Annotated in this window: 16 protein-coding genes; 3 read left to right on the top strand and 13 right to left on the bottom strand. The window is 60.1% G+C overall.

What is annotated here, in order from left to right; translation table 11 throughout:
- Nucleotides 1–62: 62 nt before the first annotated feature.
- Genes LAO20_18855 through LAO20_18835 form a run of 5 tightly spaced genes read right to left on the bottom strand, consistent with a single transcriptional unit; the run spans nucleotide 63 to nucleotide 7,989 of the window.
- Entirely contained in the window at nucleotides 63–2,492 is a 2,430-nt protein-coding gene (locus LAO20_18855) for an ABC transporter permease (GenBank protein MBZ5533494.1), read from the bottom strand.
- 58 nt (nucleotides 2,493–2,550) lie between these two features.
- Nucleotides 2,551–3,234 carry an O-methyltransferase gene (locus LAO20_18850; GenBank protein MBZ5533493.1) on the bottom strand — a complete coding sequence of 228 codons (684 nt, stop codon included), beginning with the start codon at nucleotides 3,232–3,234 and terminating at the stop codon, nucleotides 2,551–2,553.
- Between the two features lie 47 nt (nucleotides 3,235–3,281).
- On the bottom strand, nucleotides 3,282–4,916 hold the full coding sequence (locus LAO20_18845) for a TIGR03663 family protein (protein ID MBZ5533492.1): 1,635 nt from the start codon (nucleotides 4,914–4,916) through the stop codon (nucleotides 3,282–3,284).
- Between the two features lie 20 nt (nucleotides 4,917–4,936).
- Nucleotides 4,937–5,992, bottom strand: a complete 1,056-nt coding sequence (locus tag LAO20_18840; protein ID MBZ5533491.1) for a 6-phosphofructokinase — start codon at nucleotides 5,990–5,992, stop codon at nucleotides 4,937–4,939.
- A complete protein-coding gene (locus tag LAO20_18835; GenBank protein MBZ5533490.1) occupies nucleotides 5,989–7,989 on the bottom strand; it encodes a hypothetical protein in 2,001 nt (666 codons plus the stop codon). Before LAO20_18835 ends, LAO20_18840 begins: the two co-directional genes overlap by 4 nt.
- Nucleotides 7,990–8,415: 426 nt before the next feature.
- On the opposite strand from LAO20_18835, the gene LAO20_18830 reads away from it, so the two are divergent.
- Entirely contained in the window at nucleotides 8,416–8,949 is a 534-nt protein-coding gene (locus tag LAO20_18830) for a TlpA family protein disulfide reductase (GenBank protein ID MBZ5533489.1), read from the top strand.
- Nucleotides 8,950–8,996: 47 nt separating this feature from the next.
- On the opposite strand, the gene uvrB is transcribed toward LAO20_18830, so the two are convergent.
- The 3 genes from uvrB to LAO20_18815 form a co-directional block, all read right to left on the bottom strand.
- Nucleotides 8,997–10,985, bottom strand: coding sequence for an excinuclease ABC subunit UvrB (uvrB, locus tag LAO20_18825; protein MBZ5533488.1), 1,989 nt, complete (start codon nucleotides 10,983–10,985; stop codon nucleotides 8,997–8,999).
- A gap of 438 nt (nucleotides 10,986–11,423) precedes the next feature.
- Nucleotides 11,424–12,866, bottom strand: coding sequence for an NAD(P)/FAD-dependent oxidoreductase (locus tag LAO20_18820; protein MBZ5533487.1), 1,443 nt, complete (start codon nucleotides 12,864–12,866; stop codon nucleotides 11,424–11,426).
- 579 nt (nucleotides 12,867–13,445) lie between these two features.
- On the bottom strand, nucleotides 13,446–13,970 hold the full coding sequence (locus tag LAO20_18815) for a GNAT family N-acetyltransferase (GenBank protein MBZ5533486.1): 525 nt from the start codon (nucleotides 13,968–13,970) through the stop codon (nucleotides 13,446–13,448).
- Between the two features lie 62 nt (nucleotides 13,971–14,032).
- On the opposite strand from LAO20_18815, the gene LAO20_18810 reads away from it, so the two are divergent.
- Complete coding sequence (locus LAO20_18810) at nucleotides 14,033–14,389, top strand: hypothetical protein (protein ID MBZ5533485.1); 357 nt, start codon at nucleotides 14,033–14,035, stop codon at nucleotides 14,387–14,389.
- 419 nt (nucleotides 14,390–14,808) lie between these two features.
- Here LAO20_18810 and LAO20_18805 read toward each other — a convergent pair whose 3' ends face one another.
- Nucleotides 14,809–15,618 carry an HAD-IA family hydrolase gene (locus LAO20_18805; GenBank protein MBZ5533484.1) on the bottom strand — a complete coding sequence of 270 codons (810 nt, stop codon included), beginning with the start codon at nucleotides 15,616–15,618 and terminating at the stop codon, nucleotides 14,809–14,811.
- Nucleotides 15,619–15,732: 114 nt separating this feature from the next.
- On the opposite strand from LAO20_18805, the gene LAO20_18800 reads away from it, so the two are divergent.
- Nucleotides 15,733–17,958 carry a dehydrogenase gene (locus tag LAO20_18800; protein MBZ5533483.1) on the top strand — a complete coding sequence of 742 codons (2,226 nt, stop codon included), beginning with the start codon at nucleotides 15,733–15,735 and terminating at the stop codon, nucleotides 17,956–17,958.
- A 17-nt stretch (nucleotides 17,959–17,975) separates the two neighbouring features.
- On the opposite strand, the gene LAO20_18795 is transcribed toward LAO20_18800, so the two are convergent.
- The 4 genes from LAO20_18795 to LAO20_18780 form a co-directional block, all read right to left on the bottom strand.
- Nucleotides 17,976–18,293: a hypothetical protein gene (locus LAO20_18795; protein ID MBZ5533482.1), complete on the bottom strand. Its 318-nt coding sequence runs from the start codon at nucleotides 18,291–18,293 to the stop codon at nucleotides 17,976–17,978.
- Nucleotides 18,294–18,313: 20 nt separating this feature from the next.
- Nucleotides 18,314–19,267, bottom strand: coding sequence for a hypothetical protein (locus tag LAO20_18790; protein MBZ5533481.1), 954 nt, complete (start codon nucleotides 19,265–19,267; stop codon nucleotides 18,314–18,316).
- A gap of 78 nt (nucleotides 19,268–19,345) precedes the next feature.
- Complete coding sequence (locus LAO20_18785) at nucleotides 19,346–20,482, bottom strand: aromatic ring-hydroxylating dioxygenase subunit alpha (GenBank protein MBZ5533480.1); 1,137 nt, start codon at nucleotides 20,480–20,482, stop codon at nucleotides 19,346–19,348.
- A 144-nt stretch (nucleotides 20,483–20,626) separates the two neighbouring features.
- Complete coding sequence (locus LAO20_18780) at nucleotides 20,627–22,216, bottom strand: NAD(P)/FAD-dependent oxidoreductase (GenBank protein MBZ5533479.1); 1,590 nt, start codon at nucleotides 22,214–22,216, stop codon at nucleotides 20,627–20,629.
- Nucleotides 22,217–22,226 lie beyond the last annotated feature (10 nt).

Raw genomic sequence — 22,226 nt, 5'->3', positions numbered from 1 at the left:
TTTCACGCTTTTTGTCTTCAGTGGTTTGGCTAATTGCTAGGTGCTAGTAGCTAGGTGCTTTCTTACCGCAGCGCCTCGGTCGGATCCACTTTGGTCGCTCGGCGTGCGGGGAGGTAGCTGGCCAGAACGGCGATCGCCAGGAACGCCAGGGGCGCCAGCGAGAACGTTGCCAGGTCGCGGGCGCTGACGTTATATAGATGTTCCGACAGCAACCCGGACATCGCCCAGGAAAGAATGAGCGCCGTGACCAGGCCAATGCTGATGCCGATGAGCGTCAGCAAGAGTCCTTGACCCACAACCAGCCGGAAGATGTCAGACTTCTCCGCGCCCAGCGCCAGGCGAATGCCGAGTTCCTGCCGGCGTTGCGCCACCGAGTACGCCAGCACGCCATAGATGCCGACGATCGCCAGCACCAGCGCGACTGCGGAAAAAAGTCCCAGCAGCAGCATGATGGAGCGAGGCCGCGCGCGCGAGCCATCCATCAGGTCGTCCACGGTGAGAATGTTGGCGACCGGCTGATCGGCGTCCACGGCGGCAATTTGCCCGCGCACTGCGGAGACCAGGCTGCGGGGAGCAACCGCGGAGCGCACCAGCAGATTCATGTTGCGCCAGGGGAGCTGCGGGAACGGCAGGTAAATCTGCGGCTGGGCTTCTTGCGCCAGGCCGCGGTTCTTCACGTCAGCCACCACGCCCACCACTTCCGAGGGAGCCAGCCGGCCCAGGGCGATGTGTTTGCCGATTGGATTCTCATGCGGCCAGTAGCGGCGCGCCAGCGCGTCATTGACGACGAGGACCTTGGGCGCCTCGGCGTTGTCAACGTCAGTGAACTGGCGTCCGGTGCGCAGCGGCACGCTCATGGTCCGGAACCACGATGGACTGACGGCTTCAATGATGGTGAAGGGCCGCTCGCCCAGAGGCACTTCCGGCTGTCCTTCAGCAAGAATGGGCGTGATGCGAATGGGGTTGAGCGGGAGCGCGGCGGAGATTGCGGCGGAGCGCACGCCGGGCAGCGCCGACACACGGCGCAGCAAATCGTCAAAGAACGCGATCTGCTTTTGCGTGTCCGCGTATTTCACCGTGGGAAGAGAAACGTTCATGGTCAGCACGTTTTGCGGATCAAATCCCGGATCCACGCGCAGCAGCCGGGAAAAGCTGCGCACCAGCAGACCGGCGCTGATCATCAGCAGCAAAGACAGCGCCACCTGGCCTGCCACCAGCGCGCCGCGGAGCTGCACCCGATGATGGCTGCCGGTGGAACCGCGTCCCTCATCGCGCAGCGTTTCATTCACGTTGGTGCGCGAGAGTTGCAGCGCGGGGAAAATGCCAAAGGCCAGCCCGGTGAAGACCGAGAGCCCCAGAGTGAAGAGCAGGACGCGTGCGTCCATGGTGATGGGGATGCCCTGGGGAAGATTGTTCTGGCTGAGCGACGACAGATACCTGGTGGCCGCCCAACTCAGGCCCAGGCCCAGCGCCCCTCCGACGAACGCCAGCAGGACGTTTTCGGTAAGCAGTTGAAAGATGAGCGCTGCGCGTTGCGCGCCCAGCGCCGTGCGCACCGCAATTTCTCTTTTGCGGGCCAGCGCGCGCGAGAGCAACAGGCTGGCCACGTTGGCGCACGCGATCAACAACACCACGCCCACCGCAACCGACAGCAGCAACAGGGTCAAGCGCAGATTGGCGACCAGGGAGTCTTGCAGGTTGCTGACCGATGGCGCGATGCCTGGATCAGCGTCCGGGGCCGCGGGATTTTCTTTGCGGTATTGCTGGTGCAGCACCTGCATCTCCGCCAGCGCTTTTTCGCGCGAGACGCCGGGCCGCAGCCGGGCGACCGCGCTCAGGTAGCCAACCCCCTGGCGCAGACGCTGCGGCGTGAACAAGGAATGCTCGAAGTAGCGCGGCGTCCACACGTCCGCCGGGCCAAGAAACGGATAATGTATGCCGGCGGGCAGCACGCCCACCACGGTGTACGCGGTGGAATCGAGCGTCACCGTCTGGCCAACGACGTTGCGGTCCGCGCCAAACTGGCTGTGCCAGAGTTCATTGCTGATCATCACCACCGGTTTTCCCGCGGGCTGGCCTTCGTCAGGAAGAAAGGCGCGGCCCAGTTCCGGCTTCACGCCCAGAACCTCAAAGAACTCCGGCGAGACGCGTCCGGCGGCGACCTGCCGCGGTTCGCCCCGGCCGCTGAGGTTGAAGCCGTCCAGGGCGGCCACGGCAAAGCCGGAAAAAGATTGGTTGTGCTCGCGAATCAGGTCTGTCCAGCCCAGGGTGCAGCAGCGGCTGTTCTGCGCTTTGTCCCGCGCGTCCAGTGCGACCAGTTGCTGAGGACTGGCATACGGCAGCGGCCTGAACATGAGCGCGCTGGTGATGGTGAATATGGCGGTGTTGCCGCCCATCCCCAGCGCCAGCGTGACAATAGCGGCCAGGCTGAATCCCGGATTCTTGAGCAGCATGCGCGCGCCGAAGCGCAGGTTCTGGACCAGGGAAGACATGGCAAGGATTATAGACGCGTGAAATTCGCTTTTGTCGCGGGGCGATGTTTGGCGGCGGCTAGCCGACCACCAGGGCGAAGGCCAGACCGTCATAGCCCTTCACGCCGACGGTCTGCATGGCGGTGGCCGTCACGCGCGGCTCCGCGGCGATCAACTCATTCATCCGGCGCACGCCCATCACGTTGGCATCAGTGGTGTTGGGATCGGCCACTGCGCCTTTGCGCACCACGTTGTCAGCGATGATCAGCGTGCCGCGGCGCGAGAGTTTCAGAGCCCAGGTGAAGTAGTCCGGGTAGCTCGCTTTGTCGGCATCAATAAAGATCAGGTCAAACGGGCCGCTGCCGTCGGCGGCAAGCTGCGGCAGCGTGTCCAGGGCGCGTCCCATCCGTATCTCGATCAGATGGGCGAGTCCGGCGCGGGCGATGTTGGCGCGGGCAACTTCGGCATGCTTGGCGTCGAATTCAAGAGTGATCAGGCGTCCGTCCGCGGGAAGAGCGCGGGCCATCCAGATAGTGCTGTAACCGCCGAGCGTGCCCAGCTCCAGAATGCGGCGGGCTCCCATCAGTCGCGCCAACAGGAAGAGCAGCTTGCCGGCGTTAGGCGAAACGTTGATGGACGGAAGACCGGCAGCGTCACTGCTTTGGAGCGCGGCGTCCAGCGCGGGACCGGCTTTGACCAGCAGGTCGGCATAATATTGGTCAACGGCGGCAAATGTTTCTTGGCTGAACGATTCCTGGGCCATCTCTCTCCTCAAGTCTTTCGTCATCAACAAAAACTGGCGAACAAAAGCTAGGGTTGCAAGTCGTTGCGCAGATAAAGGACCAATTGGTTGCCGCGCAGGTAGTGGCTGCTGATGATTCGGTATTTGTCGCCGAAGAGGCGGTTGACTTCGGCGATCTGCGTGTCATAAGCAATGATGATGGGCTGCACGTTGTTGGTGACCACTTGGCCCCAGTAGCCGGCGTTGGGATAGTCGCGCAGATACCAGGGGAGCGGCCAATGCTCCGGCGCCATGATGGTGATGCCAATCTGCTTGCCTTGGCGCGTGTGCGCGGCGATTGACTCCACGTCGTCCACCAATCCGAGGAAGTCGCGCTTGGTGTGGGCATAAACATAAGGATGCCGCACATCATCGTCATAGGAAAAGAAGCTGAGGTCAATCGCCTGGTAAGCGGACCAGCCGCAGGACGCGGCCAGCGCCATCATGGCTGCGGCGCGCTGCCATCCGCGAGAGCATTGGCCGAGCGCGTAGCCTGCCACAATGATCAGCGGTAGCAGGATGCTTAACGCCAGCCAGGGAGTCTTGTACGGAACCAGCGAATATGCCGCGAGAATTCCCATCGCCCAAAATGCGGTGAAGACAGCGAAGCGATTGGTCGCCCGAAACAGCGCCACTACCACGCCAATCGCCCCCAGGACCAGGATGGGACCATCTTCCAGCCACATCCAGGTGAAATATGTAGACCACGGATGCATGTGGTCTCTCTGCTGCCCGGTGTGGAACCACGTCCTGAAGGTGCTAATGGAATCTTCCACGCCCTTGGGAAAATTCATGAAGAACGAGGAATAGAGCAGCACCCATACGGCGACAAAGACTATCGCTGCCGTCAAGTACAAGCGACGCTGGCTCCACGCGGGAAACAATTTCGCGTTCTGCGGCGCGAGTTCCCCGCGATTTTTCTTGTCCGCGTCAGCGCCTTTGTCAGGATTTCCGCGCAGACCCAGGTAGACCACGGTGCAGGGAATCGCCAGCAGGAGTACGGCCGCGGTGATGATCCAGGTTTCCTTGGTCGCGCACAGCAGCGCGGCGGAGGCCGACGCCAGGATGAAGTGGCGCGGTTGCGACGTCTCGCGATATCTGAGCCAGGCCACGATGATAGCTAGGGTGAAAAATACAAACATGATTTCGTGGATGAAATATCGCGAAAAGAAAACCATGCCGGCCGAGACGGCGGCGATGGCGGCGGCGGAAAGGGCGCCGGATGTCCCCAACTGGCGGCGCAGGCAGAGCAGCAGCCAGACCACGCCGATGCCGAAGATGGCCGGAACCAAGCGGACGGCAAACGTGCTCAGTCCCTCACGCCCGTAAAAGAAGCTGTTGATGCTGGTGGTGAGCAGCGCGGCGTAATACAAGCTGGGGCCGTGGAAATTGTCTGGATTGTATTTGTAGCCGCCCTGGTGGAACAGCGTGGAGGTGAAAACGCCGTTCACGCCTTCGTCGTGGTGCATGACTTTGGCGCTCAAGTCGTAGAGGCGCAATGCGGCGGCGGCCAGCAGAAGTCCTGCTCCCATCCACCACCAAGCGTTGGGCCATGAAAAACGTCGTTGCGGCACAACGCTGGGGCGCGCTTCCGTGGCGGAAGCCGCAGCGGGCGCGGGAGTTTTGATTTTTTTCCTTGCCGCCTTGGCGGAGACTTGTGCCATGTCTACGGCCTGATTTTAAACTATGGGTGCATCGCCTCTTCCTGCTTGTCATGCAGGCTGAGGGCGGCGTTAATAAACTCCTGGCTGACAAAGCGGGTTTTAGAAATGGCGTCGGCGATGCGCACGGAAGTGATCTTGTTGTTTTGCATGGCCACCATGGCCCCGAACTCGCCGCGATGGACCAGGTCAATGGCTCCGATGCCGTATCGCGTGGCCAGCATGCGGTCAAACGCTGTGGGCGAACCGCCGCGCTGGGTGTGGCCCAGGACCACGGCGCGCGTCTCAAAGCCGGTGCGCTTCTCAATCTCGCGAGCCAGCACGTTGCCGATCCCGCCCAGGCGCACGTGGCCGAACTCATCCATTTTGTCGCTTTCCGTGACCAGACCGGACGCGCTGGTGGGCTTGCAGCCTTCCGCCACCACGACAATGCTGAAGTAGCGTCCGCGCGCATGGCGGCGCTTGAGGATTTCCGACACTTCGTCAATGTCAAATGGCCGCTCGGGAATCAGGATCACGTCCGCGCCGCCGGCAATGCCGCTGTAGATGGCGATCCAGCCGGAGTTGCGTCCCATCACCTCTACCATGATGACGCGGTTGTGGGCCTCCGCAGTGGTGTGCACGCGATCAATGGCCTCGGTGGCGATACTGACGGCGGTGTCAAAACCGAAACAAACTTCCGTGCCGCCCACGTCATTGTCAATCGTCTTGGGCACGGCAACCATTTTCACGCCGAGATCGAAAAGCTTTTGCGAGACCGATTGCGTGTCATCGCCGCCGATGGCGATCAGCGCGTCAATCTTGTTCTTCTTCAGATTTGCGATGCAGGCCTGCAGGCCGCCTTCTTTCTTCGCCGGGTTGGTGCGCGAGGTGCGGAGAATGGTGCCGCCGCGCGGCAGGATGCCGGCCACGGCGTTCAGGTCCAGAGGCTGCGTCAGGTCCTCCAGCACGCCGCGCCAGCCTTCTTTGAATCCGACGAATTCGTCGTCATAGTGAAACACACCCTTGCGGACTACCGCGCGGATCACCGCGTTGAGTCCGGGGCAATCGCCGCCGCCGGTAAGAATTCCAACTTTCATCGTTCCGCCTTTTCTCCTGAACCTTGAATCTGGTAGAGACGATAGCCCGGAGTTTCCGCCACCTTGATATGTCCCGCCCAGAACACTTCGTTGATGCGCATGGCCTCGCGCTCCGCCGGGCTGATCAAAACGTAATCTACATGGTATTGCCGCAGAAGCGCGTCCGCATCGGCCGACCCGGCATAAATGTGTTCAATATCGGCAAGCCGCTGCGAATAGACCAGTCCCCGTGAGGCGATCCATCCGGGATAGCCCAGCAGAGACCGCCGTCCCGTTAAGAATACCGGAGAGTTGAAGGTGGGCGCGTGCAGAACCAGGGCCCGCGGGCCGGCTTTTTCCGTGATGAGCCGGGCGGCGGCGATATCTCGAGGGCTGAATTCCAGGTAGGCGGCTTGGCCAGAGGTTGCGCGAAACACATCGAGCGCGCCGGACAAGATCATGGACGCCAGAACGCCGCCGGCGATCCATCGCCATGCAGATTTTTCGCGCAGCCCGCGAGCCAGCAGCCACGCTACGATCGGCACGGAGGCCACGTACCAGTAGAAGAGGACCTTGATGTTGTCCCATATCCAGGGGGCGACGCGCGTCAGGTTGGGAACGATGAAGCACAAGAGAAACGGCGCGTAGAACAGCAACAGCCGCCGAGGCAGCGCCCAGTCTTTCCCTTCCCACAGCAACGCAATCATAAGGAGCGGGATAAAGAAGCCGGTATTCACCAGCCAGAAGGCCAGCACGTTGTAGTCAGCTGTTTTGGTGACGTGGTCCCATCCCGGCTGCCAGCCTAAGTAGCTGCCCGCGCTGATGGCGCCGGTGCGCGCCAGCCAGATGAGCTGAGGCAGGGCGACGACCACGGCCGTCTCAAAGAACAGAAGCCAGGTCTTCCACTCAGTCCGGAAGATCAGAGCCAAGCAAGCGGCCATGCCCATCACCACCAGAAAAGAATGCGCATGGACCAAAGGCAGCAGTCCGGCAAAAGCGCCGGCAGCGATCATGCGGCTTCGTCTTTCTGGCGAGTTCTGTTGCTGGGCTTCGTCATGGTCCAGCTTGCGATCGGAGTCTTGCGGAGGGTTGATCGCCTGCCACCATTGGCAGAAAACGCAAATCGCCAGGGGAACTCCCATCAAGATGCCGCGTTGCGGGACGAAGAGCGTGGTCAGCGAGTTTCCCCAGCGCAGAATGCTGTCCGGCCCAATGGTGTAGTCGTGGGTGAGATGTTGCAGCAGCCAGACCAGACCACCGGCACTGTTGTGGAGCTCCATCAGGATCCACGTCCAGCCAAAGCCTCCGCTGAACAGGACCAGCAGCGGAGCAATGATGCCGGCGAGCCGGCTGCGCGTGAGCACCAGGGTCCAGTAGTGCATTAGTCCGGTGAGCGACAGAGCCAGCGCGACGTTTTGCAGCCACATGGCGCTGATGACCGGAGCCCCGGTCTTTACCAGCATGGCCGTGAGCACATCGGACAGGAACGGATAGGCAAAGCGCAGGCCGGCAAAGGTGGGATCTTCCGGAGGAAAGTTGTTGCCCTGGGTGAAGCTGGAGATGACTTGCAGATGAAATGGAAGATCGCCCAGGTTGTTGGCGATCCCGGTGAAGATGCCCTGCGGCGACTCATAGGCTCCGGCGGAGAAGACCAGCCCCAGCACCACGGCGATGGCGCAGTAGAACAGCACGTAACCCTGAGTTGCATACGGCCGCTGGCGGAAAGCTTCGCGCGCAGATTGCGAAGTCGTGGTAATCGCGCTACGGACTAATTCGCGATAAGCCGGGCGGACCAACAGGAGCGCCGGCAACAACTGCGCGCCGGCGGCAATCGCGACGGACGTCCCGTTCAGTCCAAGCAGCAGTGCGAGCAGAAAACCCTCCATTGCCAACAAAGCCACTCCTGTCGCTGCGCCCATGCACACGCGGGCCGGCAGAGGCGCGGTGCGGTCGTATAGGAACGTGAGCAGAGTCCCGCTCGCGACGGCGATGATCAGCAGCAAACAGGCAGGTAACATGGTTGTTAAGCACATCCGTCCGGCGGCTTGAATTCTAAATGAGTTTGGTTTTTGCGAGTGTTGCGATCAAGGCCTTCGCGCCGCGGGCGAAGCATCCGTGAACAGCGATTCCCAATTATCCACGACTCACTCAAGATGTGTCGTCCTGAGCGACGCGACGCTGCGCAGCGCACTTTAGGTTGTGTCATCCTGAGCGAGCCCGTGCGACCGAAGGGAGTTAGGGCGAGTCGAAGGACCCCGAAGGTGCGTCTTCCGCCGTGCCGCTTCAGTGAGTTCTCTCAACGCACGTTTGTCCCAACCGGCCCAGTCTGCCGCGAAATCACAGGGTTGACGACTGGAAACATACCGAACTTTGCTGCGACATATCGCTCCATTTTCGCAGGAACCTTCCTTGCCGAAGTGGGTTATAGTTGAGGCCATAACTCTATGCGCTCTTTTCTCTTAAAGCTCTTCGCCGCGGCGCTCGCCGTGATGGCTCTGCAGGCGTCCGCCCAGCCGCTGCCCAAGCTTGACCTGCAGGACCTCCAAGGTGGCCACCACAAGCTGGAAGACTACAAGGGCAAGGTAATTGTCCTCAATTTCTGGGCGACGTACTGCGTGCCCTGCGTCGAGGAACTGCCCCTGCTCAATGAGATGCAGAGGAAGTACAAAGACAAGATCATTGTTCTGGCGGCGTCGCTTGACGACGAACTGGACCGCGACAAGCTTCAGCCCTTCCTGCACAAACACAACGCTGACGACCTGACGCTGCTCCTCGGCGCCGGCTTTGAAACGCTGGAGGACTTTGGCCTGGCCCAAGTGCTTCCCGGCACCATCTTCATTGACGCCGAAGGGAAGATCGCCGGCAAAGTGGAAGGCGCGCTGAAGCGTGACGACCTGGAACATCGCCTGGCGCAGATGACCGGCACGCCGGAGAAGCCGAAAACGAGGGCGCACCGCGGAGGCGCCAAAGCCCGGTAATGTCGCACCGAATCTGGCTGACTGCTGAATGCTGATTGCTGACGGCTTCACGTAAACAAAAACTCCTTCGTCCTCAAATCCCTCACCGTATCGCGCAACTTGGCGGCTTTTTCAAACTCAAATCGTTTGGCAGCTTCGCGCATATCGCTTTCCAGGTTGGCGATGTAAGCGTCCAGTTCTTCCTGCGATTTGAATTCCGGCAGGCCTTCGGCTTCCTGCGTCAGGTCCACGTAATCGCCTTCGGCAATGCCCGCCAGCGACATGGTCAGCGGCCGGATGATGCTCTCCGGCGTGATGCCGTGCTCCTGGTTGTACGCGCGTTGGATGGCGCGGCGGCGGTCGGTTTCGTCGATGGCGCGTTTCATCGAATCCGTCATGCGGTCCGCGTAGAGAATCGCTCGCCCATGCAGATGGCGCGCGCAGCGGCCAACGGTCTGAATCAAAGATCCGGCGGAACGCAGGAAGCCTTCCTTGTCGGCGTCCAGCACGGCCACCAACGACACTTCCGGCAGGTCCAGTCCTTCGCGCAGCAGGTTGATGCCGATGAGCACGTCATACTCGCCTTTGCGCAGATCGCGCAACAGCTTGATGCGCTCCAGGGTTTCGATCTCTGAGTGCATGTAGCGGCATCGCACGCCAACTTCCGCATAATACTCGGCCAGGTCCTCGGACATGCGCTTGGTCAGCGTGGTGACCAGCACGCGTTCGCCGCGGCCGGCGCGATCGCGAATCTCATGCAGCAAGTCGTCAATCTGGCCCTTGACCGGACGAATCTCCACTTCCGGATCAACCAGTCCTGTTGGCCGGATGATCTGTTCAATCACGACTCCAGCGGACTTGGTGAGCTCATACGGACCGGGCGTGGCGGAAACGTAAATCGCCTGGTTCACCCGGCCTTCAAACTCCTCAAACTTCAGCGGACGATTGTCCAGCGCCGATGGCAAACGGAAACCGTAATGGATCAGGTTTTCTTTGCGCGAGCGGTCGCCGTGCCACATGGCGTGCAGTTGCGGAACGGTCTGGTGCGATTCGTCAATGAACATGATGAAGTCGCGGGGAACGTAATCCAGCAGCGTGGGCGGCGGCTCGCCGGGCAGGCGTCCAGAGAAATGCCGCGAATAATTTTCAATGCCGTGGCAGTAGCCCACGGACTTCATCATCTCCAGGTCAAAGCGCGTGCGCTGGTGTATGCGCTGCGATTCCACCAGCCGGCCTTCCTTCTGCAGCTCATTTTCCCACCAGCCCAGCTCTTCCAGAATGGTTTCCATGGCGTGGTTCTTGGTCGCCGACGACATCACGTAATGGCTCTTGGGATAAATCGGCAGTCGCGTGTACTTCTGCTTCACCGTGCCGAAGAGCGGATCAATCTGGGAAAGCGAATCCACCTCGTCGCCGAAGAGTTCGATGCGGTAAGCGTTGTCGTCATAGGTGGGGAAGACTTCAATGGTGTCGCCGCGCACGCGAAACGTTCCGCGCTTGAAGTCCACGTCATTGCGCTCGTAGAGAATCTCCACCAGCTTGCTCAGAATGTCGCGCCGCGAGATCTTCTGGCCTTTTTCCAGGAACAGCAGCATGCCGTAATAGGCGTCGGGCGATCCCAGGCCGTAAATGCAGCTGACCGACGCGACAATCACGCAATCGCGCCGCTCAAACAGCGACCGCGTGGCGGAAAGCCGCAGCTTGTCCAGCTCATCATTGATGGTGGATTCTTTTTCGATATAAATGTCGCCCGCTGGGATGTAGGCTTCCGGCTGGTAGTAGTCGTAATAAGAGACGAAATACTCGACGGCATTGCCGGGGAAAAACTGCTTGAACTCATGGTAGAGCTGCGCTGCCAGAGTCTTGTTGTGGGCCAGCACAATCGCCGGACGGTTGAGCTGCTCAATCACCTTGGCCATGGTGTATGTCTTGCCTGACCCGGTCACGCCTAGCAGCACTTGGTGCTTCTCTCCGGCATAGATGCCGCGCGTGAGTTCGTCAATGGCCCGGGGCTGGTCGCCCTTGGGCGTGTAGTCGCTTGCTAGCCTGAAGTCCATTTACATCCTTTATGAAAAAATCCACCACGGAGGCACGGAGAAGAGTTGCTGGACAGCTTGCTCCCCTTGCTCTGAAGTGGGCTGGTTTCCCGATTTCGGCGATGACGTTGCGATTTCGCGCGATCACGGCGATCCCTCCCCCTCTCCCGTCCCCTTCAACTAGGAAAACAAAGCACTTACGCGATACATCCCCGGACCATCCCCGGCGACTACCCTCGGTCTCCCCGGTTGCCAACCCGCCGACTGCCGCCAGTGACCCAGCGCCAACTGGCACGTCCGAAAAATCAGGTTAGTATACCACCTTTTGTTCGCCCCGGCAAGTCGGAAATTCCCGCTGCTTTGCGACTTTCGCGCCGTTTGCGGTGAGATTCGTTCGATCAAGTCCTGATCAGAGCGATCAGCGTTGATCAGCGATAAGGTTTTTCTTGTGGCTAGCTGCTAGCTGCTAGCTGCTACTTCCTTCAGCGACTTCGGCTTCTGCGCCGCGGCCCCCGCCGGGTTTGAGAACTCCAGCCCTTCATCGTCCACCCGGGTCCATTTCAGGCTGATGGTGTCGCGGAAATAGTTCTGATACACGCGCCACGGCTTCTTCGCTCCCTGCTTCGGCCAGCTGGCCAGTGCGCGTTGAATGTAGCCGGGGGTGAAGTTCTCTACGAAGGGCGCCACGGCACGCTCGCCGCCGTTCTTCCCCAAAGACGGCTTGGGAGTCACTTGTCGCACGCCTTTGCGGTCCATGAAATTCAAGAGCCGGCAGACGTAATTGCAGATCAGGTCGGCCTTGAGCGTCCATGAGGCGTTGATGTAGCCGAACACCGACGCAAAGTTCGGCACGCCGGACATCATCACGCCTTTGTAAGCCAGGACCTTGCCCGGATCCACGGCGTGGCCGTCCACCGCAAGCTCCATGCCGCCGAAGGCCTGCATCATCAGGCCGGTCGCGGTAACGATGATGTCGGCTTCGAGTTCCTTGCCGGATTTGAGCAGGATGCCGCGTTCCGTGAAGGTCTCAATCTGGTCGGTGACCACGCTGGCGCGGCCCGCTTTGATGGCCTCAAACATGTCCGCGTCGGGGATCAGGCACATGCGCTGCTCCCAGGGCCGGTAGCGCGGGGTGAAATGCGTCTCCACGTCAAAGTCCGTGCCCAGTTGCTTGCGCGCCTTCTTGATGATGCCGCGCTTCACAAAGTTGGGCATCAACTGCGAGAGCTGGTAGATGTAGGTCATGAATCCCACGTTTTTCCAGCGGCTGAGCCGGTAGGCCCACATATCGGGCATGATGCGGCGCAGAAAGTTTGCGATGGCGTCTTTTTCGGGCGCGGAGATCACGTACGTCGGCGACCGCTGCAGCATGGTCACGTGGGCGGCAGTTTTGGCCATGGCCGGGACCAGCGTGACCGCCGTTGCTCCGCTGCCGACGACCACCACGCGCTTGCCCGCATAGTCCAGGCCTTCCTCCGTCTTTCCGTCGGCCGACACTTTGGTCGGCCAGGCCTGCGGATGAATCATGCGTCCCCGGAAGCGGCCGGCGTTGGGGAATTCGGGCAGGTAGCCGGCCGAATAGCGATAATAGCCGGCGCAGGAGAAGAGGAAGTTGCAGGTGAAAGTGACTTTCTTCGCTGCAACACCGCTAGCGTTGTTCGCGACTGCCGTTGTCCCTGCTGCTCCTGCAGCCGTACCGTTCCCGTCGGCGCCTATATGGCCGGTTGCCTCTGCACTTGTCCCCGAATTGGTGTGATTCGCGCCATTCGCGGCTGGCTTTTGCTTCGCAATTTCGGCCTCGACCGTCCACAGCGCCTCGTCCGACGACCAGCTCGCCCGCTTGATCTGGTGGCGAAAGCGGATGTTATGGTCAATGCCTTCGTCCCGCGCCGTGGCCGTGATGTACTCGCGGATGTCCTCGCCCGGCGATATCGCTTTGGGCAAGGTCCACGGACGAAACGAGTAGCCCATGGTCAGCATGTCCGAATCGGACCTGATGCCGGGATAACGAAACAGGTCCCAGGTGCCGCCAATGCGCTCGCGCTGCTCCAGGATCACGTAGCTTTTCCCGGGACAGAATTTCTGCAGGTGATGCGCGGCGTCAATGCCGGAGAGGCCGGCGCCAATGATCAGTACGTCAAAATGTTCCGGGTTGGTTGCCAAAGACAGCTCCAGAGCACCGTGGCTTGGAATGAAGATACCACACATGCTTACGTGGAACCGTCGGCAAAATCCACCACGGAGACACGGAGGCACGGAGATTAACCGCTGGGGTGGCCTTCGCTTTCGCCGGTGTTGGCGACGCGGGGAATACAACGATCACAGCCTATCTGTCCAGTACTCCGGTCGTCGGCTGCCGTGGGCGACAGCCCAGAGGGTGATTGTGGATTCTTGCTCTAAATAGATGACCGCGAAAGGGCCGGCTGGCCCATCCTTTCGCGCTTTTTGCGAAAGGGTGGGAAATCATAACCCTCAACCACATCAAGATCTCATATCCTTTACGTAACGTACCAGCCGTCCTTCAGGCTCGTCAAACACACCCAGCAACGTGAAGCCGCTCTTTTCCGCCACCCTGATAGACGCCGCGTTCTCCGGCACGATCCTTAGCACCATCTGTTTCGCCTCCGTTGCGCTTTGCAAATACTGTTCCATGAGATTGATGGCCCGCAGAGCAATGCCTTGGCCCCGCCAGTTCTGGAAGACGCCGTAAGAAACGTTGACTTGCCCAGGGCCAGCAAGGCGCGCCAGGTTGACCTCAACAAAGCCGATCAATCGCCGGCTGGCGCAATCGAAAACTCCAAAAGGTCTGCGCGGGCCACCGGTTCTCCAACTCTCTTGAGCGTTTCGAATGAACGCTTTCACGCCAGCCGGCGTACTTCGTCCGCCGCTGAGCCATTTCGCCATGTCATCATCTTCACCTGCCAGATGATCGGCTGCGTCTTCAGGCGTGTGGGGCCGCAGGAAAATCACTCCATCCGTCAACGCTGGATTGTTAAGCGAATTCAATTCCTTGTACCATCTGTTTGCAAAAAAGTCGGTTTGCAAAAAGGTCCTTACACCCACATCTTATGACCAAGCGGCCACTCCCGGTGACCATCATCGCCTGCATCTACATCGCGGCGGGCGTTGTCGGGCTGATTTACCACCTGCCGGACTTCAAGGCCCAGCATTTGTTTCAACATGACATGGTTGGGATCGCGCTTCTCCGGCTTCTCGCGATTCTCGCTGGTGTGTTCGTGCTTCGCGGCCATAACTGGGCGCGCTGGTTGGCGATTGCCTGGATTGCCTGCCACGTGGCGATTGGCGCCTTGCACTCGACGCAACAGTTCTTCATGCATTTGTTGCTGCTCGCGGTGTTTGCCTATTTTCTCTTTCGGCCGGCGGCCACGGAGTATTTTCGTGGGAAGAGAGCAGAGGCGGCGTAGATGCATGGGGCGCGATTTCCTGGTTTGACGAAGCGAAATAAAAGCGTATAATGCGATCTTGGCGTAGTCAAAGTCCGACGTGCTGCGAAGGTCCCTATCGCCCAGGCGGTGGGACGGAAGCTCTTTGACAACTTGATGGTAGTTAGTACTTGGTAAACTTCTCACGAAAAAGGCCCTCGAAAAAAGCAGCCTGATTGGGAGCCAAAAGGAGTGGCAAAAGAGGCTTCGACCGTCCGGTCACCGGCCGGTCGAATTGCACTTTACCCTTTGTTTGCAACAAAAGCGGTCCTAAGGGGGGTGGGGTGGGCGAAAGAGTTACTGGGAAGTAAACTTAGAGATTGCCAAGATCGCCGGAATTGCCAAAATTGCCAAAATTTGGGAATTTGCGGTGGTCACGACGATGGTGGCCGGCGTACGGGCTACTCCGCCTTGAATTCCAGCCTTGCCTGCTCGCGGTTTCCCAGAACGTCGGCCAGTTCTTTCGGATGGTCCACCAGCACGTCGGGCGGAGCGTCTTCCAGGGTGTGCGGCGCCAGGCCGTAGGTCACGCCGACGGAATAAATCCCGGCGTTGCGCGCGGTGATCATGTCCACGTCTGAGTCGCCGATGATGACCGTCTCTTCCTCGTGGGCTTCGGCTTCAGAAAGCAACGCCTGTACGCCGGCGGGGTCGGGCTTTTTGGTATGAAAGCTGTTGCCGCCGTAAACCTGAAAGAAATATTTTCCCAGGCCCAACGCGTCAACAATGCCTTTGGACGGGCCAACAGGCTTGTTGCTCAACACCGCCATCTTCAATTCGCCCAGGCTGTACTGGCTTGCCAGATGTTGCAACCCATATCGCCCGGCGATTCCCCGGGAAGCTTCGCGGCTGGCGGCCTGGCGCTGACCGTCATGGCTGGCGCGGATGGCGTCCAGAGCGGCGATGACGCCATCGTAAACATAAGTGTTGTCCAGCTTGTGTTCGCGATAGTAGCCCATGAAATACAACAGGGCCTCCTGGACAAAGCTTTCGTCGTCCGGATCGCCCAGCGACCGCCGCACCAGCATGGGAGCGCCGTTGCCGATATAACTGGCAATCACGTCGCAGGGCAGCTCAGGCTTGCCGTAATGGCGCAGCATGGCGTTGACGGAGTTGGACAGGTCCAGGCGCGAATCCACCAGGGTCCCGTCCAGGTCAAAGATGAGAAGCCGAATTTGGTGGGCCGGGATGGCGCGGTTCTTACGAATCATTTTTCCAGCAAGCACCCTTTTTCAGTATATCGCGGCCTGCGGGAAGATTTAGAATGGTGAGTACTTCAGCGGCGCCCAAGCCGTTCTGTGCCAACCCAAGCTAAAAGGAGCCCCATGGCCCTCACTAAGGCTGAAACCAAGGCTGACACCAAGAAGCATGCCTCCGCAGTGGCCGAAGCCCCTGCCGCGGCTGGAAAGACGCCTGAAAAGAAGACGGAAAAGACCTACGAAGGACTGACTCGCCAGCAACTGGTGGAGATTTATCGCGTGATGTATCTCTCACGCAAGCTGGACGACCGCGAAATCCTGCTCAAGCGCCAGCAGAAAATCTTCTTCCAGATTTCCGGCGCGGGGCACGAGGCGCTGAACGTGGCGTCGGCCATGGCCATGAAGCCGGCATACGACTGGTTCTATCCTTATTATCGCGACCGCGCGCTGTGTCTGGCCCTGGGCGTAACGCCGTATGAAATGCTGGCGCAAGCCGTGGGCGCGGCCGACGATCCGGCTTCCGGCGGACGCCAGATGCCTTCCCACTGGGGCAACAAGAAGCTGAACATCGTCACCCAGTCGTCGCCGACGGGCACGCAGTTTCTGCAATCCGTGGGATGCGCGGAGGCTGGAAGATATTTCAGCAAGCATCCGGAAATCGCCGAGAAGAAGGCCGGCGATTATCGCCAGTTCAAAGACGTGATGTTCCACGGCGACGAAATGGTTTACTGCTCCGCCGGCGACGGCACCACCAGCGAAGGCGAGTTCTGGGAAGCCCTGAACTCGGCCTGCAACCTGAAGCTGCCGGTAATGTTTGTGATTGAAGACAACGGCTACGCCATCTCCGTGCCGGTGGAAGTGCAGACCGCGGGCGGCAACATCTCCCACCTGGTGCGCAATCTGCCAAATCTTTTGGTCGAAGAGTGTGACGGCACTGATCCCATCGTCGCTTACGCCGCGTGCAAGCGCGCCGCGGATTATTGCCGCTCGGGTAAAGGGCCGGCGCTGGTGCACGGGCACGTGATCCGTCCGTATTCGCATTCGCTGTCAGACGACGAGCGGCAGTATCGCCCTGAATCCGAGCGCGACAAAGACGCCAAGCGCGATCCCATCACCCGCATGCAGCTCTTTCTGGTGCGGGAAAATATTTTGGATGAAGCCGGCATCAATAAGCTGGAAAAATCCGTGGAAGACGAAGTTGCCGCGGCGTCCGAACGCGCCGAGCATGCCGCCTTCCCGGCGACCGACTCCATTTACCGGCATGTGTACTCCGAAGACCTTGATCCGAGCACCATGGCGTCCGAGCCAAAGCTGGAGGGCGCGGAAAAGACCATGGCTGACCTGATCAACGCCTGTTTGAAAGATGAAATGCGGCGCGACGAACGTATTGTCCTGTTTGGCGAAGATATCGCCGACTGCAGCCGCGAAGAGTATCTCAAGCAGAAACAGGTCAAAGGCAAGGGCGGCGTCTTCAAGCTGACCGCGGGACTGCAAACCGAGTTTGGCGGCGATCGCGTATTCAACTCGCCGCTGGCGGAGGCCAACATTGTGGGCCGGGCCATTGGCCTGGGGACGCGCGGGCTCAAGCCGGTCGTTGAAATCCAGTTCTTTGATTACATTTGGCCCGCGATGCACCAATTGCGCAATGAAATGCCGCTAATCCGCTGGCGCTCCAACGGAAACTTTTCCTGCCCGGCGGTGGTCCGCGTGGCCATTGGCGGTTATCTCACGGGCGGCGCTATTTATCACTCGCAATGCGGCGAGAGCATTTTCACACACACGCCGGGAATTCGCGTCTGCTTCCCGTCGAACGCGCTGGATGCCAACGGCCTGCTGCGCACCGCGATTCGCTGTGACGATCCCGTGCTGTTCCTGGAGCACAAGCGTCTCTACCGCGAAACCTTTGGCCGCTCGCCCTATCCCGGCGCCGACTACATGGTTCCGTTCGGCAAAGCCAAGACCGTCAAAGAAGGCACAGACCTCACGGTGATTACCTACGGCGCTACGGTTCCCCGCGCGCTGCAGGCGGCGCAGAAGATCGAACGCGAGCAGAACGTGAGCGTGGAGCTGATTGACCTGCGCACTCTGAGCCCTTACGACTGGGAGGCGATTGCCACGTCCGTCCGCAAGACCAGCCGCGTGATTGTGGCCCATGAAGACATGCTGAGCTGGGGCTACGGAGCGGAGATCGCTGCCCGCATCGCCGACGAACTGTTTGAAGACCTGGACGCGCCGGTTCGCCGCGTGGCCGCGACGGATACGTTCGTCGCCTACCAGCCGATTCTGGAAGACGTGATCCTGCCGCAATCAGAGGATATGTATAAGGCGATGGAGAGTTTGGCGAAGTTCTGAACCTGTCAGCCAACCATTCATCCCAGAGGCTCGGCCGGCTGGGCATTGCGCGCCTGAATCGCGGGAAGGACCTGGTCGAGCAATGCTCGTTCTGCTTCGCGCAGCTTGGCTTCGGCATGCGGCTCGCCGGTGCCGGTGACAAAGCGCAGACTAACGTGGAAGAGCGTCTGCCTCTTCGTCGGATAGATGCGCGCCACTGCTTCCGCAGTGATGCTGCCTCCCAGATAATCGCCGTGCCACTCCGAGTCGCCGAAAATCCACTCATGCCTGCCGGGAACGCTGAGGGCGCGCTTCATGCCGGCGAGCGGGAGATCGCTTTCGAAACGGAAGTCCATTGTCGTTCTTTCCAGCGCGATCATTTGCGGTCGGCCGTTCTGCGTTGCTCGCGCGCGGCGCACTCCGGTCCGCGATACACGGCCAAGGCCGGCGAGTGCGTCGTGAGGTCTATATCCAAGTTGAGTTTGAAATCGAAGCCTCCGGCCGGGGGATTGGGAGTTCCGTAAATCTCCTGGTTCCAGCGCAAGGCCAACTGCAGGAGCTTGGCGCCGAGAGGAGCATTGGCAAATCCCGGTCTGCCTGCTTTGTTGGCTTGCGTCGGGGCCTCGCCGTTGTTGAATAGCTGGTGCGTTCTGTCAACCTGCGGGTTGTGTTCCATGACTTCCATGGCCTGAACGAGCGCATGGTCGCTGAAGATGACAAAGTCGGTGTCTGTGCCAGGTTTCCACGCGCCGTACTCGAACCATCCTTTGTCGGTGCCGCCGCGCTCCATGTAATCGAAGTAACGCTGCGGGTTGCCGCTCCAGCCCGTGGTGCCTGGGCCAATCTGCATGACGGCGGCGTCGCTAATTCCTTCCGAGAGAAGCGTGTCTTCCAGGTCGGCGACAAACCGCTGGAACTGCGCCCGATCAAAGAAGGGAAGCGGCACGCGCAGACCGTCAGTGTCTCCTTCGACGGCGAGTCTGAGGCGGTCGCGATCCACGTTCCACCGCGGCCGTGGTTGCTCTCCAGCCGCATGCTCTGTGCGCGATCCAGTCTGTGACGCGGCAGAACTCTCTTGCAGCATCGCGAAGATTTGGTTGCCGAGCGTGGCTGCGCCGCCAGCGTCGTCCCAGGCGCTGGTGGGCGCGAAGATACGCTGGAGTTCGGGCCAGAATTCCAAATTCCCTTTTTCGATTTGCTCCGCGGCAGCGGCAATGTAGCTGGCCAGTTCTTTGCTGTCGTCGCAGGGGCCGTCCGTTAGCGGCGTAGCGGCGCCGACGTTGAGTTTGGCGGCTGCGGTGCGCAACGCACTGACCAGTTCTTTATGCATTTCTGCCCTGGGCTCCTTCGTGCCGCTCGCGCAGTGCCGAACGTTGCTGCGATGGGTTCAGGCCTGATCTCGGCCGCGTTACTCAATCGCTCTCTGGCGATTGACGCGTTCCAGCACAAACCGGTCCAGCGCAACCAACAGCTCCTCGCGATTGGAGTACGGCCCTGGCTGATAGCCCTTGGAACTGATGCCTTGCTGCGCCATGTCGGAAAGCGCCCAGTCCTGCCTGTTGGTGATGTCCCAGAACTCGATGGCGTCCCACGGATTGAAATCGGGTTTCTTGATTTCGTCAGGATGGAAGTGCCACTCGCAGATGATCTCCGTCTGGTCCACGGCCTTGGGCCACATGGTGAACGTCAGCATGTAGTCGGGATGCAGGTTGAGAAAGAAGTTGGGCAACAGGCAGTAGTAGTAGACGTGGCGCTGGTCGCTGCTGCTGAGGCTCGGCAGCGAACAGCGGCTCGTCGTTCCGTCCATGGTCAGGGTCTTCACGCCTTCCCGCAGGTCCATGCGCCCGCCGAGATACGTCGGCTGCGGCGGCTCGTTGTCCCCGCTCATGTAGTGCGACTGCTTGTTCAGCAGCGGATGAACAATGGGGCAGTGCAGGCACTCGGAATAATTCTGGATGATCAGCTTCCAATTGGCTTTGAGCTGGTACACGCGCCGTTCGACCAGCTGCAGTTCTTCCATGCGCCACGGGCGGAACTTTTTGCCGAGCCCCGCAAGATGTTCCGCGAAGGGCATAGGCCGCGCGGCAAGGTTGATGAAGATGTGGCCGTCCCAGATCTCTGCGGCCACCGAATTCAACGGATAATCAGCCTCGCGGAAGCCCTGAGCTTTCTCCATGTGCGGGGCGTTGGCCAGCGTGCCGTCCAGCTTGTACGTCCATGCGTGATACTGGCATTGGATCCGTCCGGCAAACTTGCCTTCATGTTCGGAACACAGCAGCGTGCCGCGATGGCGGCATACATTGTGGAACGCCCGCACACCGCTCTGCTCGTCGCGGACAACAATCACACTGGCGTTGGCGATATTGCGGACAAAGTAGTCGCCGGCATTCGCGATCTGGCCCACGCGTCCCGCGCACAGCCACATGTCAAAGTGGATGGCCTCCATCTCGCGCTGGAACCACTCAGGTTCTGTGTAATAGCGCTGCGGCAGCGTCATCGCTTCAGAGACGGAGACTTCAGGACGCGTGTTGGAGTAAGAAGACATCAGGAACCCTCAAGAGATCGGGTGATCAGTGACTGGATTACCAAAATTGACAAATGAAAACCAACGAACTCTGATGGTTCGATTTTATTTCAATTTTGGCAATTCCGGCGATTATGGCAATTTTGGCAATCTGCCATGACGATTTTATTTCCGTAACTCCTTTACAATCTCTCTCGCCGCATTCATGCCCGAGCCGCCCGTTAATCCCGCGCCGGGATGTGTCCCCGAGCCGCATAAATACAGGTTTTTGATCGGCGTGCGATACTGCGCCCAGTCCAGCAGCGGACGCATGGTGAAGAACTGGTCCAACGCCAGTTCGCCATGGAAGATGTGTCCGCCGGTGAGACCATAGGTTTCTTCCAGGTCCTTAGGCGTGATCACCTGCTGGCCGACGATGGCTGAACTCACATTGGGTGCATACTCCGCCAGCTTCTTGATCACCGTTTCGCCCAGCGCCGTGCGCTGCTGGTTCCAATCTGCGCCTTTGAGCTTGTAAGGAGCGTACTGCACGTAGAGCGACATCACATGCTGGCCCGCGGGCGCCAGCGACGAATCCGTAAGTGAGGGAAGCGCCACTTCCAAATAAGGATGCCGCGAGAAGTCGCCGTATTTGGATTCGTCAAACGCGCGCTCCAGGTAATCAATCTCCGGGCCAATGTGTATGCGGCCGCGGAGGGCATCGTCGTTGTTCGCATTCGCCAAAGCAGTGAACTTAGGCAGCGAGGAGAGCGCCAAGTTAACTTTGGCCACGGTCCCCGCCATGCGTACGTTCTGCAGCTTCATCACAAAGTCGGGCGTCAGATGAGTCGGGTCCACCAGCTTGAGCAGCGTGCGCCGCGGATCAGCGTTGGAGATGATTGCCTTGGCGATGATCTCTTCGCCATCGGCCAGCATAACGCTGGTGGCTGCGCCATCTTTTACGCGGACCTCTTTCACTTCCGCGCCGGTGCGAATTTCCGCTCCGGCTTCCTTTGCGGCTGCGGTCATGGCTTGCGTTACCGCGCCCATGCCGCCTGCGGCAAAGCTGGCAGCGCCTGCGGGATGCGAATCGCCCGCCGCACGGATCAGCAATACCAGGCTGCTTCCCGCCGACCATGGTCCCATCGCCGTGCCAAAGATTCCGCGCGCGGCCACGGTGGCGCGCAAAAGCTCGGTCTCGAAGTATTCGGCCACCAGGTCGGCCACGGCCATCGGCCCCCAGCGCAGCACGCGATACATGTCGCGCTTGCCCAGTTTGCGCAGGGCGCGTCCGGTGGTGAGCATCGCCCACAGGTCGGTGCGGCTGGGATCGTCAATGTTGGGCGGCGTAAGCTTCAGCGCCTGGCCAATCACGCTGCCGATCTTTCGCAACGACTCCTGAAACTCCGGATACTTGGCTGCGTCTCTCGCGGAGAACTTTCCAATCTCCTCTGCGGCGCGTTTGATGTCGTTGTAGAGGGCCAGCGCGCGGCCGTCGGGATGCAGCGCAGTCACGCCGACGTCGGGCGTGATCAGCTTCAGGCCGTGCCGCTCCAGTTGCATGTCGCGCAACACTTCCGGCAACAACGGGCCAGCCGCGTGGGCCAGCGTGGAGCAGCGGAAGCCGGGATGAAATTCTTCCGTGATGGCCGCGCCGCCGGTTTGCGCGCGGCGTTCCAGCACCAGTGGATTGAACCCGGCTTTGGCCAGATAAAAAGCAGTCACCAGGCCGTTGTGGCCGCCGCCGACAATGATGACATCGCGAGTCATGGCCATAGATTGAAGA

It is taken from the genome of Terriglobia bacterium (genome assembly GCA_020072815.1).
Taxonomy (GTDB): Bacteria; Acidobacteriota; Terriglobia; order Terriglobales; family Acidobacteriaceae; genus Angelobacter.
This window is presented reverse-complemented; position numbering and strand designations above follow the sequence as displayed.

Excerpts from the sequence above, each read along its gene's own strand:
- LAO20_18850 (MBZ5533493.1), bottom strand. The coding sequence starts at position 3,234 with ATGGCCCAGGAATCGTTCAGCCAAGAAACATTTGCCGCCGTTGACCAA.
- uvrB (MBZ5533488.1), bottom strand. The coding sequence starts at position 10,985 with ATGGACTTCAGGCTAGCAAGCGACTACACGCCCAAGGGCGACCAGCCC.
- LAO20_18855 (MBZ5533494.1), bottom strand. The coding sequence starts at position 2,492 with ATGTCTTCCCTGGTCCAGAACCTGCGCTTCGGCGCGCGCATGCTGCTC.
- LAO20_18835 (MBZ5533490.1), bottom strand. The coding sequence starts at position 7,989 with ATGTTACCTGCCTGTTTGCTGCTGATCATCGCCGTCGCGAGCGGGACT.
- LAO20_18810 (MBZ5533485.1), top strand. The coding sequence starts at position 14,033 with ATGACCAAGCGGCCACTCCCGGTGACCATCATCGCCTGCATCTACATC.
- LAO20_18795 (MBZ5533482.1), bottom strand. The coding sequence starts at position 18,293 with ATGGACTTCCGTTTCGAAAGCGATCTCCCGCTCGCCGGCATGAAGCGC.
- LAO20_18845 (MBZ5533492.1), bottom strand. The coding sequence starts at position 4,916 with ATGGCACAAGTCTCCGCCAAGGCGGCAAGGAAAAAAATCAAAACTCCC.
- LAO20_18785 (MBZ5533480.1), bottom strand. The coding sequence starts at position 20,482 with ATGTCTTCTTACTCCAACACGCGTCCTGAAGTCTCCGTCTCTGAAGCG.
- LAO20_18805 (MBZ5533484.1), bottom strand. The coding sequence starts at position 15,618 with ATGATTCGTAAGAACCGCGCCATCCCGGCCCACCAAATTCGGCTTCTC.
- LAO20_18790 (MBZ5533481.1), bottom strand. The coding sequence starts at position 19,267 with ATGCATAAAGAACTGGTCAGTGCGTTGCGCACCGCAGCCGCCAAACTC.
- LAO20_18800 (MBZ5533483.1), top strand. The coding sequence starts at position 15,733 with ATGGCCCTCACTAAGGCTGAAACCAAGGCTGACACCAAGAAGCATGCC.
- LAO20_18840 (MBZ5533491.1), bottom strand. The coding sequence starts at position 5,992 with ATGAAAGTTGGAATTCTTACCGGCGGCGGCGATTGCCCCGGACTCAAC.
- LAO20_18780 (MBZ5533479.1), bottom strand. The coding sequence starts at position 22,216 with ATGGCCATGACTCGCGATGTCATCATTGTCGGCGGCGGCCACAACGGC.
- LAO20_18830 (MBZ5533489.1), top strand. The coding sequence starts at position 8,416 with ATGCGCTCTTTTCTCTTAAAGCTCTTCGCCGCGGCGCTCGCCGTGATG.